Source organism: Haloarcula sebkhae, assembly GCF_014647415.1.
Lineage (GTDB): Archaea > Halobacteriota > Halobacteria > Halobacteriales > Haloarculaceae > Haloarcula > Haloarcula sebkhae.
Window position 1 is genome coordinate 75,625 of record NZ_BMPD01000010.1, and the last position, 16,909, is coordinate 92,533.

Genomic DNA, 16,909 nt, shown 5'->3' on the forward strand with positions numbered 1-16,909 from the left:
ATGCAGTCAGGCATTGGTGAGGAAATCGTTGAGGAAATTGTCGAGAGGGTTCTTGGCGAACTCTCGTCGGCAATCACATCGGGTATCAGCGGCTTCCTCAATGAACTCAGAACGGACATAACCGAATATTTTGAGGGGTTCTTTGAGTGGCTCATTGATCCGATGGTGGGAACACCCGCCCCAGAAGGACCAAGCTCGTCAGCCCCTGTTGACATTGCGTTTGAATCTGCAACTAACGCCCCTTGGGACTCACTAATCTCGAACATATACTTCGACGCCATTGCTGGGTTAGCACTTGGTCTCCAGTTCTCTGTTTTGGCGATGATCGGGCTCAGATACGGGTCGATGAACCCGGTCATTCGGAAAAAGCTCCTGCGTCGGCTCGGCGTTGCCTTTCTTTCGCTGTTCTTCTGGCTTCCAGTAGCCTCTCTTGGAACCCAGTTCTTCGATGCAGTCGGTCGTCAAATCTATGCTTCCGGACATACCGAGGCAGAGGCTGTTGCCCTAATTAGCTCAGCCCAGCAAATTGCGGAACTCAACTTGGGGATCTTCATAGTCCTCATCGTGGTAGGGCTGTACGTCTACCTGAAGGCGGCGTTCATCTTCATCACCCGGTGGCTGCTGGTCTTCCTGATGACCCTCTCGATGCCGCTGGTCGCGACGTTCTGGGCGGTGGAAGTCTGGCCGTTGAACCGCTTCTCGGGACTGGCGAAGCAGATCGCCGGCGCGTACCCCGGTGTCCTCGCTGCGGGCATCCCGCCTGCAATCCTGATTCGGATGAGCTTCGAGGCGACAAACTGGGGACTGGCCTCCGACCTGTCGCTGTTTATCAGCCTCGTGACGCTATATCTGGCGGCAAAGTCTCAGAAGGTCCTCATCCAGCGCAGTAGCCGCGTTGCGATTCAACTCAGCGAGCAGGCCCTTGCCGGTGGCAAAAAGCCACTCAAGGTGGGTGCGGCGGCCACTGGCGCAGCGGCGACAGCCGGCGCTGGAGCGGTCGGTGGACCCGGCGCAGCGATGGCCACGGGTGGCACGATTCGAGCCGCCTCAAGCGCCGCAAAAGGACGCGTTGGAAGTGCTGCTACGGGTGCCCAAATGGTCCACCGTCAGATGGCGGCCAACCCAGCCGGCATGAAGAGCGGCTCCAGTAGCAGTGGCTCCGGGAGCGGTGGTAGCGGTGGAAGCGGGACCAACGGCTCCGGTGGTGGCGGAAGCAGTGGCGGCGCAGGCGGTTCCGCCCCGCCCTCTGGGGGCAGTGGTAGCAGCGGGTCCGGTGGTTCAGGCGGTTCAGGTGGCTCCACTGCCCCCGTCAGTGGGGGCAGCGGGTCCAATGGCGCGTCTGCCGGAAGTGCCCTTGACAGCCGGTTCACCAATGCCAGCAATGGGAGTGCTCCATCTGGAGACTCCGATAGCGACGCTGACCCGATAGAGGAACGCCAGACAGAGGTTGAGCGGCAAACAGAACTGGAGCCTCAGACCAAGATCGAGCGCCAGACACAGGTCAACTCCGGCGACACCAGAGTCTACGAGTCTGGCTCGAACCCGCCATTCTCCGACGAGGACAGTGCTGCAACCGGGACCGACACCGACAGTGGGTCCGATGGATCTGAGTCGTATGACTCGCTGCAGGACGTGTTTGCGACTGATGACGATGTATTAGGGCCGGATGTGTACCGCGACGGCCTGCCCCACCGGGAGGACGACGACTAATGACTGACGCACAAGACGAATACAACACGAACATCATTCACGAATCTCTCGGAGATACAACCAACTTCTGGGGGGACTACACGCTGGGGGAACTCATTCTGTTCCTCATCCCGCCGTTTGGCTTCCTCGTCGCAATGGGGATGCCATTCGTGCCAGCAGCGCTGTTCTTCCCAGCACTGGCTCTCGCCGCGGTCGTTGAGGTCTTCCTGTACATCCTGCATAAAGTCCGTCCGGACCACTACCGACTGACTGAGTGGTTACGAGTCAAACTGTTTTGGCTCGTCAAAAAGCGCCAGTACACTCACGGGCAGGGCAATCAGGACACTCGTCAGGTTACGCGACTTGAGCGGATCATGCCCCACGGGATTGAACGCGTCGACGGAGCATACCTCGGGGCAGTTGAGGTCGAGCCCGCGAATATGGCCCTGCAGGATGATGAGAAGTGGCGCAAAGCCGTCAAGTCACTCACACGCCTGTCAGAGTCGCTGACTGGGCGAGCGAAACTCCACGTCACGACGGCAGAGGTCGACAACGAATCCCACATCCAGGCACACATCGACCGACTCGAAGACCCTGACGCGAAGAGCCACTCGATCTTCCGCGGGGTGTTGACAGAGTTCGTCAACCGCTACACCGACGATAGCGGCAGTGTCGAGACTGAAACCGAGATCCAGCGCAAGTACTACATCATCGTCTGGGTGACCGACGACGATATCCACGACCTCCAAGTGGAAGGTGACTCTGTCACGGATTATCTGGCTGGGATTCCGGTCATTGGCCGACTATTCGGCCGGTTCGACAGCGACACGCTCACCGATGCCGAGCGAGAGGAATTCAAGGCCAAGAAACTGCATGACCGGCTCCAGACTGTCGACAGATCAGTCAACAACATGTTCCGGTGCCGCAGTCGGTCGGTCAGCCCGCACGAGCTGGCACATCTGACTGAGGACTACTGGGCCTGTGAAACCCGGTCGGAACGTGAGTACGAAGAGGCGGCCTCCGTCTCCCCGGTGACGTATTCGGCACGGGAACTCATCAAGCACGGCGAGGGTGCTGCAGCCCACGACGCTGCGGAGGGCATGGACACTGACGACGTTGGCGGGACCGACTACGAGGTCGATGAAACGGACTTCGTGTCCCAGCTACACCGGCCCGGAGAGAACCACCGGTCGCTGGTCGCGCCGACAGATATCGAATGGGAAGCCGAGCACGCCCTGATCGACCAAGAGACCTACACTCGTTGCTTCTGGATCGAGACGTATCCGGAGCATCCGACGAGTGGGATGCTGGAGCAACTGCTGCTGGATACGGACCTTGCGGTGGATGTCTCAATCTACGTTGATCCATATGACTCGGATGCAGCAGTGTCGGTGATGAAAGAGTGGATCTCGTCGCTGAAGATGCTGCAAAACGACAAGGGCGAACTTGAGGCTGAAGATATCGAACAGGAGGTCAATCAGGCAAAGTACATCCGGCAGATGGTCCGGCGGAACCACACGTCGCTGTTCCGTGTCGGCGCGTTCATCCGGTTGACTGCCGAGACCGAAGAGGAACTCCGAAAGCAAACGAACCGGCTCGAAACGCTGCTGCGAGACTCGCCGTCGAACTGCGGGGTCAAACGAACGACTCGCCGGCAGGAAGCAGGACTGGTGACAGTCTCGCCGATCGGGGCGAACGAACTCGGGCAGAACCGGCTCTCGTCGATGACCGGGGAAGCGCTCGGGTCGCTGTTCCCGTTCTCGTCGAACTACCTGCGGATGGACGACGGCATTGAGTACGGACTGCACGGGCACAACGACTCCTCGCTGCTGATCGACCCGTGGGAACTGGAAACCGGCCACTCAGAGCTGGTGACCGGAATGCCCGGCGGCGGCAAAACCCACGGTACGCAGGCTCGGGCGATGCGGATGCTGAAAAAGCGGTCGGACGTCAAGCAGATCTACGTCGACCCGGTCGGGGATATGCACGGCAGTGCGAAGATGCTGGATGCAAAGACGATCACAATCAGCGGCGAGACGCCGTTGAACCCGTGTGAGATGCATCCGACGCCGGACCATGTGCTCGAACAGTCTCCGGATATGCAGCCCGTCTCAGCTAAGAAAGACGAAGTGTACGGGGTCATCGAAAACTTCCTGCAATCGCGGGATGTCGATCTGGAGATGCACAGCGGCCTGATCACGTTCCTGATCGACAAGATATTCTCGGAGTCCGATATCGACCCAGCGGACCCATCGACGCACACGCCGGAGAACTCGCCGGACCTGAGTGACTTCTTGGAGGTCGTTGACCGCCTTCAAGAGGACCCGGGAATGTTCCCCGGAGCAACGACGGAGTCCTCTCAGGAGAAAATTCAGCAGTACGCAAACGAACTCTCGATTGCGCTGCATCCGTTCCGTCCGGGGAGTACGTTCGGCAATCTCTCGAAAGAGTCTGACTTGCGGCTGATTGATGACAGTAGCAAGGCTGTCTATCTGGATCTCCAGCAGGTCGAAGGCTCGGGTAGCGGCCTCGGCAAGCAGTCGTTCATCATGCAGTTGCTGCTGTCGACGCTGTACCAGCAGGCGAAGAACATGGAACAGAAGGTGGAAATCATCATCGACGAGGCCCACTATCTGTTCAACGACGACGCGAACTTGGAGTCGCTGAATCAGATTGCCCGCCATCAGCGCCACGCCGGACTGCGGCTGGTGATGCTGTCCCAGACCCTCTCAGAGTTCGAGGACAAGGGCGCTGCTGAGGAAATTGCGGGGATGTGTCCGATCAAGGTACATCACCGCGAGCCAGAGCTAGGTGATGAGACCGCGAAAAGTGCTGGACTAACGAGTGAACAGCAGTCCTACATCCAGCACGCGGAAGCCGGGAAAGAGTCACTGGGCGACGGACAGGGGTATTCACAAGCGCTAGTCCGTGTCGACGAACACGGCGACTATCCGTTGACGATCAAGACGTCGTGGGAAGAGAAGCAGATTATCGACCTCGACGCGGATGCGGAAGATGCGCTGGACGTTGTTGCTCACGAGGTTGATCCCCACGTTGCTGACTTCGAAGAGTTCGTCCATTCCAAAGCAGTCGAGCAAGAGCTAACGAATCACGGACTGTCGCCTGAGAAGGCTGAACACGTCCTCAATGATCTTAGCGAAGACGAGTTGGTGGACGTGGTGTCTGTAGCACTTGACCAGGCAGAGCCGGATGCAGTTATCGCCGATGGTGGTATCGAGTCGCAAGAGAACTCGGAGTTTGACAGTACGGAGTGATTCATATGAGTGATGTCATCTCGCTACGGCTGAGTGAAGAAGAGAGAGATCAGATAGTACGGCAGGCTCGGAAGGTAGATGAAGGGCTATCGGAGTATATCCTGAAAGCTACGGAGCAGCGCATTGCCCGTGAGCTGCAGGATCAGCGTGCCACTGAATTAGGTGTTCAGCCAGAGTTGGAACAGATCGCCGAGAGTGTGACAGAGGAAGTGAGCAAGGCCGCAGATATTGAGACAACTGAAGAGTTGGCTTATGAAGTGGCACTCTGGGATTTGGTGTCGACGGATTACCCCTCAGAGGAGCGTGCTATTGCGATGGAGGAAGCGGCGGATAAACTACAGGAAGAGGTTGCAAACGTCCGTAACAAGGAGGGTCAAGAATGACTGATAGAACTGTCATTCAGGTCTATACGACCGAACAAAAGGAAGAATGGCTCAAAGAACTTGCCGATGAGGAAGGCAAGTCAGTCTCGGAGTATGGTCGTGAGATCTTTCAGGAGCATATTGACCGTGAGACTGGGGAGCGTCAGTACGACCGGTATGGAACTGATACCGAGATAGAAGTCATTCTGGACTCTCTGAAGAAGGAACTGGAGGATACTCTGGACGAATTTGAGTCCGAAACACTCGAAGAAATACGGCACATCCAGAGAGTGCGGACAGCGTATCTTATCTCCATCTGGAAGCTGATTAAAGACGACTACTCTACTGCCGAGCAACAACTTGCGATGAAGTTTGCTGAAAGGTTCACTGGACAGGAGCTTGACACCGAGTCTGAGGCGATTCCAGCGAGGGAGGGTAGTAGCGTCGAAGATGGACAGAGTTCCGCCCACTCAGCGGGTGATGACGCATGATTGTAGAAACGGACTATCAGCAGAGCGGAGCAGGGAACCTTGTTGACTACATTCGGCGTGATCGCGAACAGGATGCGGGTGCGACAGTCGATCTTCGGAACCCAGCTGGACGAGAACTGTCGGACCCAGAGGTGGACCAATTTGTCGACAAGAGTCGAGAGTTCGGATTCCAGCGGCACCTGATCGTTTCACCAGATCCCACTGGGCAATATTCCCCAGAAGAGGTTCAGGCCAACACTCGGGAGGTAATGAATCAAGAGTTTGCTCGCCAGCCGACAACCGACTATGTGTACGCTGTCCACCAGAACACAGACTTTCCTCACGCACATGTCGCAGCCACTGGGAAGCAGGCAGAACTGGAAATGAATTTAGAAGATATCCGGGAAATGAGTGAACGGGCGGAAACCGCGTTTGAAGAACCCGCTCGAACACGCGACCCAACGGCTGCCGCTCGCGACGCCCCGGAGGACATTGGCCGGGTTGTGGATCAAGAAGCACGGGAACAATACCACGAGGAAGAACTGTCGCTGAATCCCGAAGCGGAAAAAGCGCTCAAGCGGGCGACTGAGAAGAGTCAGCAGAAGGAAGCCGGACAGCCCACGGCTGAGAACGAGCGCACTGAGAGAGAAACTGAGCCACTCTCAGAGCGTGCTGGGGAGAGACCAGAAGAGCAACCGGAACCTGAACGCGAACCCGAAGCCGCCCCCGAACGTGAGCGTGGGTGGTGGCAGTGAGTTCGAGTTCCTCTGCGCCACCAGGACAACGCTCCGGAGAGGTTCCGAATAGTCTCAAGTACGACAACGTCGTTGGGTTCGTCTGGGCCGGGTTCATGCTGCTGTTCCCGCCGATGATCGTCGATAGCGACAAGATCCTCCCGAAGCGGTTCTGGGCGTGGCGCTACATCTACCTCGGGTTCGGACTGATTAGCGCGGCATTCTTCTATGACGTGCTTATCGAGACCCCCAGCGTCGCACTGCTGTTCCCGTTCGCACATGTTCTGGCTGCGATTTCGGTCGGGACACTGTTCGCTGACTTCACCGTGCCCGGATTGTCGCTGCCGATGCTCTCGTACTCGACGACGGTGATCCTGTATGCTATCTCAATCGGCATCGTGTTCTCTGGGGAACTGCTCCGTCGGACCTCGCCGGAAATGCTCGCGATGAACCGGTGGGACCACGACGACGGAGAGTCCGTCGTCCCGCTGGAAGAGGTGTCTCACGAACACAACGAGGCTGAGATGCCGTTCACGCTCGATCAAGATGTCTCAACGGCCGTCGTTGGCGAGACTGGGAGCGGGAAGACGTCGATGATGAAGCTGCTGGCCTACCAGTTCCCATACTACAGTAACACGGCGGTCATCGCCCACGATACTGGTGAGGACTTCCAAGCATTCTACGAGGATCTGGGCTTCGAGGTTCAGCGCATCCGCCACGAAGATAGCGATGTGGTCTGGAATCTCTTCAAGGACGCCGATTCGGAGTCAGACTTCCGTGAGGTCGCCGGCGCGATCTTCGGTGAGGCCGACGGCCACGACCCGTTCCACCGGCCCGCCAAACAGACCTTCGCAGAGATGCTGATGTATCTCCATCTCAGTGCGAAAAAGAACAATCGCCGCCATGCGCTCTGCCACGCCGATATCGTCTCCTTGCTCAACGAGGGCCACATTGCCCTGAAAAAAGCCCTCGATGAGTTTGACCGGTTGGACTCGGGCCACATCGACCCTGACAAGGGAAAAGGTGCTCAGAACGTCTACCAAACGATCAAGGAGAACGTCGACCCTGTCTTCACTGGCGACTTCGGGGAGTACGGGGAGTTCTCGCTGCAAGAGTACATCGAGAACCCGGAAGGCCGAGTCCTCATCATCGACTCGAACCCAACGGAACTGGAAACGCTCGGGCCGATGTACCAACTGCTCGTAGACTGGTCGATCCGCTACTCGATGAACGCCTCGAATCCGACGGTCCACATCCTCGACGAGATTGACGCGCTGCCGGCGCTCACGCAGGTAACGAACCTGACGGCCCGGGGACGGAAACACAAGGCCCGCGCACTGGTCGGCGTCCAAACCATCGGCCAGCTCAAGGATACGTACAGTACCATCTCTGGGATTGTCGGCAACTGCCCGCAAGGAGTCTACTTCGGTCCGGGTGACACTGAGTCGACGGACTTCATCCTCGACGAACTCGGCGAGAGTCGGCAGTACGACCGCTCGGAGATGGTCTCGATGAGCCACCAAGGGCGCGGAGAGAACCCACGGACGCAGGCTCGGGACACCTACAAAGAGAAGGACAAGACGCCGATCACCTCTGGTCTGCTACGAGACTTCCAGCCCGGCGAGTGCGTTGCCGTCTCTCGGACGACGTGGGTCCACGGCCAGTCCTACGAACTGGCGGATATTCGCGATAGTCTCCCGGAACAGGGTGCGGAGTCACCGGGCAGTTCGGAACCAGAACCTTCCGAGGACGACACCGAACTGGAAGATCATGATAGCTGGCTCGCGCTCGCTCAGTCGCAACTCGGGGAATTGGTTCGTGAGTCGGACAATGAGACTGAAGACGACGACTCCAACAACAGTGAGCCAGATCGTGACCCTGACATCGAACCAACTGTCGACGCGACAGATGGGTTGGGCGACGACGATTCGAGCGACCCACTCGACCAGACAACAACAAACACTGCTGTCACGTCTCCGGACGAAGATCACACAGAATTATCAGATTCAGAGGATCTATCTAGTGGTTCAGATCAGGGCCAGCAGTTGCCCGATAACGACGGGGACGACTCACCCAATCCGACCACAGATCCCAACAGTGACGTGACGGAGCCTGCTGAGAAAGAAGAGAGTGAATCACCCGATGAATCAGATATGGAGGGTGATACTGACGAGAGTGAAGATCGGGACGAGACTGAGTCAAGAGAGGAGCGACATAGACCATCTGAGTTCATGTAACCCATATCAATTAGCCCGCCTTCTAAACCTAAGAATTTCTATACATTTCTATTTCTGTGACGTCGTGGTGCTACTCTTCAAGTTGGTAACTGGGTACTGTCGAGACTGCGGTATTCCAATTATATCAGAGAAATTGAAGTTACTTTATTCCGACCTATCTATATACGAAATCGCAAGACGGCGGCGGTTATTTGCTGATCTGAATCACGGTGAATCACTCAAACTCTACAGTGAATTATCGCAAAATCGCAAGACAGCGTGGGTATGAATCGTGCAAAATCCGACACAGACTACACTCTTTACCTTGCCGTGCATATCCCGGCGGGAGCGCGAGAAGCATAAGCAAAAATTCATAAGATATAGAACATAGAAGTAGGTGGTTGATCGCGGAATCCTACCAGAGCGAAGATTGGCAGACTCACCCCTTCAAGAGAACCTATTAGGAGAAGGATATGTATCCCACAACCCGGGACCCCCATCGTGACTTGGACACAGTGGGCAGCCCTCACATGAGGCCGTCCGATCTCACTGAGTCACGCGAGTGACCGACTCACCGATGTCCAGCGCCACGCCGGTCACGGTCCCATCCGAACTGAGCCAGAGCTGGCAGACCCACGCTCGAGTTGCACTCGCTCCGAGCCTTCATGGCGCACAACTCGCCACTCACTGACTGAGGTCCACACCACCTTGTCCGGAGCTTTGTATCTGAATCCTAACAGCTCAAACTCACGTTGCTTTCGTCGAATTCAGCTATCGTAATTTAGAGCGGTATTCAGCCGGGACCCGGACAGTTCTCGGCAGGGATCGCGCCCGCTACTGCAGGCACGATTGGACCGGCGTGAGGCGCGCGACGCGCCGAGCGCAGCGCCCCGTCGTCCGAGTGAGCGCACGCGAACGAGGACACGACAGACGAGCATCGCGAGTCTGTCAGTGGCGTCGCGCGCTGCCACGACCCACCAGTTACCAGCCTCAGTTGCGCCCCGGCCGGCAGACCCACGCCTGCGACATAGCCGTGAGTCCGTGGGACTGCTCTCCCCAGATGCCAGCTGGGTCCCCCTACCTACCCGGAGCTTTTTGAGCGATGACGGACAAGTCTGAATCGCACTGTTCTCATGTCACAGCCACACCTTTCCCCAGAGCAACAGCCATCCAACCAGCGTCAAATTCCGAGTATCGAAGCGATTGGGCCAGTCGTCGATGAAGTGATCGACATTGCCCGGCGAGAACTCGATGCACCGCGGTCAGTGAACATTAAAACATGGGAAGATCGCGAGTTCTTGGTTCGTGTTAAACACGGCACTGCACCGGGTGTGAACACCCGGTATGGGTACGAGACAGCAATCCAGTATCACAGTGATCGGGAAACCGTCGAAGCCTTCCTGATCGAGGAAGACACCCACACTGATGAGTCAGAACGACTACTGAAGATGGAGCTCGGGACAATCCCTGACCCAGTCGACGAAAAAATTGCGGAGTAGGCGACTCGGCTTACTTGTCTACCAGATCTCGATGACAGCCCTCGCAGACTTGATCGTACTCCTCATCTCGCTCTGAGTCGTAGAAGGACCCCGCGCGAAACCTCACGGGATTGTACCGAGTGTTGAACGTCTCCTCACACCGCGGACATTGAACCTCTCCCATTTGAAATACCACCTCCCGGCGGCCCTGAGTTGGCCGCCACCTGGCTGCGGCCACACAAAATTGAAGCTGAGTACCGTCTGGGATACCGGGCCCAGACACCGACTAACCAACACCGTCCGGGATTTCACCGGTTCTGTTGGTTAGAACAGCGAAGAAACCGGCAGTTGGTCACGTCGCTCGAAGGAGACCACACTCTGCACAGTACTCCTCGACTAATGCGATGGCTCCAGAAACCGTTGGATGTGGGAGGGCGTTCTGAGAGATCGCCCACGCGCCACAGTCGCCGCAAGCCCCCTCTGAGTCAAGAGAGAAGGCGTCCGCTGCGAACTGTGCGTGCTCGCAGTTAGCGCGTTTCCGCCTTTTCTGCGCCGTCCTACTTGGCGTACCCATTTCCGGAGAGTAATCTTCATTTTCGTTGCAGGCACTGCATTCCGCGGAAGCCCACGATGCCTGGATGGCACTGCCATCGTGGGTAACGAGCTTGTAGGCTGTCTCTTGGACGTCAAGGCGAAACGCAGCAGCGTACTGGTTCGACTCTGGGTGAGGGATTCGTTCGACTTCTTCATCTGCGGTCAGCTGCTCGATTGGATTTTCAGCCGGCTTGTTAGCTGACATTATGCCCTCTACATGTAAACGAGAAGTCATAAAGTGCCGTGCAAGCCGATTTTTCGCAGGCCAACGCATAGACAAGCGACAGACTGGCGAAAGAGTGGTTCCCGCCCCCATCCCGGTGGTAGGCCGGGATCGCGCCCGCTACTGCAGGCACGATGGACCGAAGCGAGACGCGCGATAGCGCCGAGCGCAGCGCCCCGTCGTCTGAGTGAGCGCTAGCGAACGAGGACACGACAGACGAGCATCGCGAGTCTGGCGGTGGCGTCGCGCGCTGGTACGCTCCACCTGCCATCTAGTCCAGTAGCTCCCGGGCCGGCTGGCCCACGCTTACGCACACACCAGAACATCAGCGGTCCCGTAGCCACCGCCAGACTGACCCACGTCGACGCGCCGTTGCGGTGGCGCTCCAGTCCGTGCGCGCGGCCGTCTCGCCGCCGCCCGGCTCGCCGGTGGCGGCGGCGAGGCCGCGTGCGCGAGCACCGTCGCACCGCCCGAGGAAGCCCCCGCTCGATGGGGTGACGCCCGCGCTATCGGGCGTCAGTCTGCGGAGTGGGCGATACCGCGATGGGTGGCAACCCCATGCTCAGTGTCGAAGAGGTCCGAACACTCGGGACAGCGAGCCTTCCCGAGAGTCACGGCGACCGCGCGGTCAGTGTCCCGCTCGTTGGCCCACTGGTGGGTGTCCGACTCTGCTTCCCACGACGCCGCCGTTCGGCTTTCGCCGGAGGTGCCAAAAGCACAGCCAGCGTGTCCGGTGGGCGCGGGACCGTCGCCGCGCTCGATGATGCACATGAGCGTGTCGCTCGTGACTGCCACCGTCGCCATGCCGTTATACTCGTCTGGCTTGCCCCCGGAGATTCGCACCCGGTCGCCTTCGTGGAGGGTGCGGACCATTTCGCCGCCGTGCATGGACTTGCCCCAGACCGTGACCTTCGCGCTCGTACCCTCGTCGTCTTCGAGGTACAGCACTTGGTACTGATTGCGGGCGTCTGGCTCCTCGATGATGTGGGTGACTTCGCCTTCAACGGTACACTCGTAGCCGTAGGGCGAGACATCCGCGATTGGCGTGGGTGATTCCAGTTCGTCGCGGGCTTCCGCAAGCACGGTAAAGGACGCCTCATACAGGTCGTTGCAGTCGCCCATCTGGCCCGAGACTAGGGCCGCGAGTCGGCGGCCCGCCGCGGCCTGCGACAGACTGGTCTTGTCTGCGAGCGTTGCGGCCTGCTGGTTGACTCGGGCCAGCGTGTCGCGGTCCATCCACTGCCGGGGGTCAGCCGGCGAGCGGAACCCGTCGGCACGTTCCGTCTCGGCTTCGGTGAGCTGGCGAGCCGAGGCTTCGCGGTCGGGACCGTCGACGTGAGCGCGTGCGACCTCGGAATGTCGGGCTTGCTCGGCCTCGCGTGCGTGGCGCTCCTCTTGCTGTTCCAGAGTTTCGCCAAAGTATCGGTCCGGCCCCACCTCGGTCGAGCGGGTCCAGTCGTATGCCTCCTCCTGACGGGCGTAGTAGTTGCCACGGCTATCGCTCCCTTTGTTCATCCGGAAATCGAGTTCGTCGCCGTTCTCGGTCTCTGCGACCTGCTCTAGAAGTTGCTCGGGACCGCCCTCAACGTGGGCCGAAAGGGTAACCGTCTGGTTGCTTGCCGATGCTTTCTTACCGCTGGAATTGGTAGCGTACATTGTCTTTCTGGCACCACGGAAAGACACTTGTCGGGTGCTGTAACACCCGATTTCTGCGGCGTGAAACTGCTTCGTGAGCGCCGCGTGCGTCGTGCCTTTCCGTACTTAATGACACGGGTGCATTTAACCTAAAGCTAACGGACAAAATGGATTGTTTCAAGTGCAATATTCGGGTGTCTGAATGGTTTCTAAGCGGTGTATTGAGTTTTCGTCTTTGAGGGAAATTGGTATATAAAGAGCGGTGTGGGTTTGACACCCCGGCAGGCGGTCCCATCGTGTGCGGTTGCGGTGAGCCAGCATCCCGCGCGGCCAAGCGAGTGCCGGATGGGTGAAAGCCCGGCAGCGCAACGGAGTGAGCAGCCCGGAACACAGGGAGCGCAGCGACCGTCCTCGTTCCGGCGAGGGAGCGCCGGCCGCGAGGGTTCCTCATCCAGACCGCGCGCGACTCTGACGCGTGCGTCGACTACTGCTGTGCTGCAGTAGTCGGGTGGGACTGAAAGGGGCACGCCGCTGGCGCTTGTTGGAGTCGGTTCAGCGGCCCCTATCCGAACGGAGTGAGGATATGTCGCTGAGCGACCGCCAGCGGCGTGGGGCTTTCAAGGTGTGCTGGTCCGACACCGCACTCGTCGTCGCGATACTGTTTGCAGTGGTTCCAGTCCAGCATGCCCCAGCAGTCTCATAGCAGTCAGTAGTACCTCCGAAGTTAGTGCTACGAGTTCCGCCGCTAGCAGTGCCGTGATTACTACTGTCTGTACTGTTGCCTCCCCCTAGACCGTCACGAGTGCCACACCACTCGACTCCAGACATAGCAATGCCAGAACCCTTCCCCCGCCATACACGCGATCCTTCCAATCTGGACCCGTTTCGTCCCTTCTCCGTTCCGGCTTCGGAAAGAGCGAGAGTGCCGCCCAGTGGCGGCTGCCCGGGGGCAGAGCGCACACCAGCCAGCCATCCGTTCCTGCCCGGCCCGTCAGTCCCACGCTGACACACGCTCGTCTCTCGCGTTCTCAGCCGCCCTGCCAGCCCAACGCTGTTATCCACCAGCCGTCCGTCTGTTTCGCCCGGCTGTCTGCCCCACGCTGCAAGTGGTCAACTGCCAGCGCAGTGCAGTCGTGTCCCTTGCGTCTCTAAGCGTGGTCGGGGTCTCAATGTGGGCGTCTTCTGCGTCGGGGAGTACTAAACAGAAGGGATGGCGACGATCAGACTAGCCGAAAACGCTCTCATAAGTCATCATCGTGGACCAGATTTGGACCTACGAATCTGGTGATCGAGTTAACGTCGCTATCGAGCTTGAGTCGGTGAGTGAGGCCAATGAATTGGCTGGAAAAGTCTGGATTGTCTAAGCACCGTTTAGTCCAGCGATCGGACCAAAGTATCTAATCCTCAGAGAGCCCACCCAGTTCTCAGGCACTGAATGACTATGTCGAAAGCCTCTGTGAACTTCGATAAGCAATCACTGCTGTCGAGGCTGACGCCCAAAGATAGGTTAAATCATCGAATAGTAGAGTGGGAATGCTATCTAGAGACTAAACTACCGTATTTCAGCAAGAATCTTACCCATACCGTCGGCATCTAGCTCGGCATCGTCGAGCCATTTTTGTAGCTGCTTTCGTCCGTAGAGAGTGACGTCTGAGTTGTCGGCGGCTTCTCTAGCGCTGTTGGTGTATTGTGAGGTGGTGACTACAGCGGCAGTATCGAATTCGTATTCTGGGTTCCGCACTGTGGCACCGGTGTATATTTCTTGAACTGCGCTGTTACCAACCGGGTTCTGTTTATCGTAAGCTTTTGCTTGAATGCCGACTGTCTCCGATTCACGAAACCAGACGACGTCGACGCCTTGGTCACCGGAAGCTTCGGTGACCTGGGCTTCACCATCGACTCGACTAAGAATCTCGGCGAGAATGTGTTCGAACTCGTATCCAGAAACAAGTTCCAGATCGGTGAGATCCATGTACCGGGGGGAACGAGCAGACGAATTCCTTGAAATGCTATCGTAGGCAGTAACTCGTTCAAGCTCTTCACGCACAATCGCGACGGCGCGGCCATGAGGGACCTCTCTGTCCCAACGGTCTTCGATGAGCGCCTGTGCTTGGGCGTTGACAGATGCGTCAGTCGTCTCTAAGAATTCCGCAAGTGAGTCCGAAGTTTGGAGTTGGTCCTTGAGAGTGTGCTGGTCGGTCATTAATAATCCCAAATAAGCTGTTTTAGCATCCCTGCGCTGTGTCGATGAGCTTCTTCGTCAGATTGGATATCAAATACGATCAGTTTGTTGCGGCCAAGCAGTTGCTTTCCAAGAATCACCATGTACCTCTCGTTCCTTCCAGCCTTCACTGAGCGAAACTCTTCGACGACATTTTTTGGAATCTTTTCAGTGTCTGTCTCACCTATTGAACGACAGGCAGAGCACCATCCGTCATCTAATTCGTTGCTGGCGTAAGCTATGTCACAGGAACTGCAAACCTTGCGATGGGACTCACACACCTGCCCGGAGCCGACGATTTTCATGTTGCGATGTTCACTGCATAAGGCTTCGTTGCCGACTGAGCAGTGGACTACGTGCGTACTGCAGAAACCACGGCCGGTTTGCTCTAACTCATCAGAACACGGTGTGCAGTACTCGATGTGGGTATCGCAGAGAGTGTCACCGCACGTGACACAGGCATCACCGTGGTCGGAACAAACGCTATCTCCACATTCGTTGCACTGTCTGACGTGCGCTTGACAACGAGTGGATCCACAATGGTCACAGGACTCAGTATGAGTGTCGCAATGATAGGTATCGCAGTCTGTGCAGTGCGTTAGATGCGTGTCACAGTGGAATTCGCCACAGGTATCGCATGCTTCACCACACAACCGGCACTCTGTACCGCCACAGGCTTGACATACCTCACTGTGGTCAGCACAGATCGGTGAGTTACAGGATGAGCATGTCTGCCGACAGTCGCTGCACACGGGCTCCCAGCAAATTTCGCACTCAGAGAATGTAGAATCTCTTTCACAGGCGTCGCAGTACGATAACCCGCAACTACGGCAGGTTGTCGCGCATGGATCACCCACGAGATGCCCATTCACACACAACTGTGGTAGGACTCCATTGGTGAGATCTTGTGAGCAGACTTCACAATCCAACCCTTGGAAGTCATCGGTAGCGGGGAGATACGACACTTCAATGTTCTGCTCAGTGTGTGACGATTTTATTTTCAGTGCCAGTGTGCCACGGGCATACGTGACTTCGGTGACGCCGAGCAATGACACATCAATGTCGACCTCATTCCGTTCGATTACTTCATCAATTTCTTGACTCTCCTCTGAATCTAATTCGCGTTTTTTCTCCTGTACCTCCCCCTTGAGCTGTTCTAACTCTTGTTCAGCTTCCTTTCGGTTCTTGATGTACCTGCGACGCGTCTCATCCTTTCGCGCTTTTCGGCGCTTTTTCTTCCATTTTTGAATTTCTTTCTCTTGCTCACTGATCTGGCTATCAAGCTCGCTCCGGCGTTGTTCGTACCAGTCACTAATTTCAGCTATCCGTTCGCCCGCAGTCTCATCAGCCTCTTCGCGAATATCGGAGACGATAGGCCTCGAGCGGTCAATTACCGCCTGCTGTGCTTCCTCAAAGGCCTGTTGAACCTTCCTCTGGGAGATATCGCGTGCGGTGTGTTCGTTGTTCTGTTGGAGGAGTTGCGGGAGATGTGCCGTGAGCCGGGCAGTAAGGTCTGGGAGCCGAGCCCCGTTCTCTGGGTCAACCGTCACGGAAAACATCTCCTCAGTGTGGAACGATGAAGGTGTCTCGAACTGCACTTGGAAATGGAACGCCAGCGCAAAGTCGGATGTTCGTTTGCTGAAATCAGTGACGCTCACACTCAACGACGATTCTTGCAGTACTAATGGAGATTTGACCTGTAATTCGTCTTCAGTTAAACGCAATTGTCCAACTGTGCCCGGTTGCTCCACTAAATCCAGGAGCGCTGAAAACACACGCGTTCCTGGTTGGACGAGCAGGTCACCAGCGCCTAATTCGCGATCTGCGGGGTCGAATACAAGGGTGCCGTTTTCACGGTCCAATCGGTTAGCGAGTTCACGTGGGAATGTGACCTGCCACTTTGCACTGTTAGATTCGTCAACCTCTGCACCGTAGTTTTCCAGTACTGTCTTTGTGAAACGCTTGATATTGACGCTATTCAGGATTGAAGTATCTACTTCTGAGTTCATACG

At 57.2% G+C, this 16,909-nt stretch carries 11 protein-coding genes; 7 read left to right on the plus strand and 4 right to left on the minus strand.

Translation table 11 applies throughout. From position 1 onward, the window contains the following. The 7 genes from IEY38_RS19935 (at position 1) to IEY38_RS19965 (ending at position 10,245) form a co-directional block, all read left to right on the plus strand. Positions 1-1,710, plus strand: a complete 1,710-nt coding sequence (locus tag IEY38_RS19935; RefSeq protein ID WP_188980578.1) for a hypothetical protein — start codon at positions 1-3, stop codon at positions 1,708-1,710. Next, complete coding sequence (locus tag IEY38_RS19940; protein ID WP_188980580.1) at positions 1,710-4,964, plus strand: VirB4 family type IV secretion system protein; 3,255 nt, start codon at positions 1,710-1,712, stop codon at positions 4,962-4,964. The genes IEY38_RS19935 and IEY38_RS19940 overlap by 1 nt, the downstream gene beginning before the upstream one ends. A 5-nt stretch (positions 4,965-4,969) precedes the next feature. Further along, positions 4,970-5,347, plus strand: a complete 378-nt coding sequence (locus IEY38_RS19945; protein ID WP_188980582.1) for a hypothetical protein — start codon at positions 4,970-4,972, stop codon at positions 5,345-5,347. Beyond that, complete coding sequence (locus tag IEY38_RS19950) at positions 5,344-5,817, plus strand: hypothetical protein (protein WP_188980584.1); 474 nt, start codon at positions 5,344-5,346, stop codon at positions 5,815-5,817. The genes IEY38_RS19945 and IEY38_RS19950 overlap by 4 nt, the downstream gene beginning before the upstream one ends. Beyond that, positions 5,814-6,551 carry a relaxase/mobilization nuclease domain-containing protein gene (locus tag IEY38_RS19955; protein ID WP_188980586.1) on the plus strand — a complete coding sequence of 246 codons (738 nt, stop codon included), beginning with the start codon at positions 5,814-5,816 and terminating at the stop codon, positions 6,549-6,551. The genes IEY38_RS19950 and IEY38_RS19955 overlap by 4 nt, the downstream gene beginning before the upstream one ends. Beyond that, positions 6,548-8,767: a type IV secretory system conjugative DNA transfer family protein gene (locus IEY38_RS19960; RefSeq protein ID WP_188980588.1), complete on the plus strand. Its 2,220-nt coding sequence runs from the start codon at positions 6,548-6,550 to the stop codon at positions 8,765-8,767. Before IEY38_RS19955 ends, IEY38_RS19960 begins: the two co-directional genes overlap by 4 nt. A 1,112-nt stretch (positions 8,768-9,879) precedes the next feature. Next, positions 9,880-10,245 carry a hypothetical protein gene (locus IEY38_RS19965; protein WP_188980590.1) on the plus strand — a complete coding sequence of 122 codons (366 nt, stop codon included), beginning with the start codon at positions 9,880-9,882 and terminating at the stop codon, positions 10,243-10,245. A 331-nt stretch (positions 10,246-10,576) separates the two neighbouring features. Here IEY38_RS19965 and IEY38_RS19970 read toward each other — a convergent pair whose 3' ends face one another. The 4 genes from IEY38_RS19970 to IEY38_RS19985 form a co-directional block, all read right to left on the minus strand. Beyond that, entirely contained in the window at positions 10,577-11,023 is a 447-nt protein-coding gene (locus IEY38_RS19970) for a hypothetical protein (RefSeq protein WP_188980592.1), read from the minus strand. 534 nt (positions 11,024-11,557) lie between these two features. Beyond that, the gene (locus IEY38_RS19975) at positions 11,558-12,697 is read right to left on the minus strand and encodes a single stranded DNA-binding domain-containing protein (RefSeq protein WP_188980594.1); all 1,140 of its coding nucleotides are present in this window, start codon (positions 12,695-12,697) and stop codon (positions 11,558-11,560) included. Positions 12,698-14,228: 1,531 nt separating this feature from the next. Further along, on the minus strand, positions 14,229-14,879 hold the full coding sequence (locus tag IEY38_RS19980) for a restriction endonuclease (RefSeq protein ID WP_188980596.1): 651 nt from the start codon (positions 14,877-14,879) through the stop codon (positions 14,229-14,231). After that, positions 14,879-16,906 carry a hypothetical protein gene (locus tag IEY38_RS19985; protein ID WP_188980598.1) on the minus strand — a complete coding sequence of 676 codons (2,028 nt, stop codon included), beginning with the start codon at positions 16,904-16,906 and terminating at the stop codon, positions 14,879-14,881. The genes IEY38_RS19980 and IEY38_RS19985 overlap by 1 nt, the downstream gene beginning before the upstream one ends. Positions 16,907-16,909: the final 3 nt, after the last annotated feature.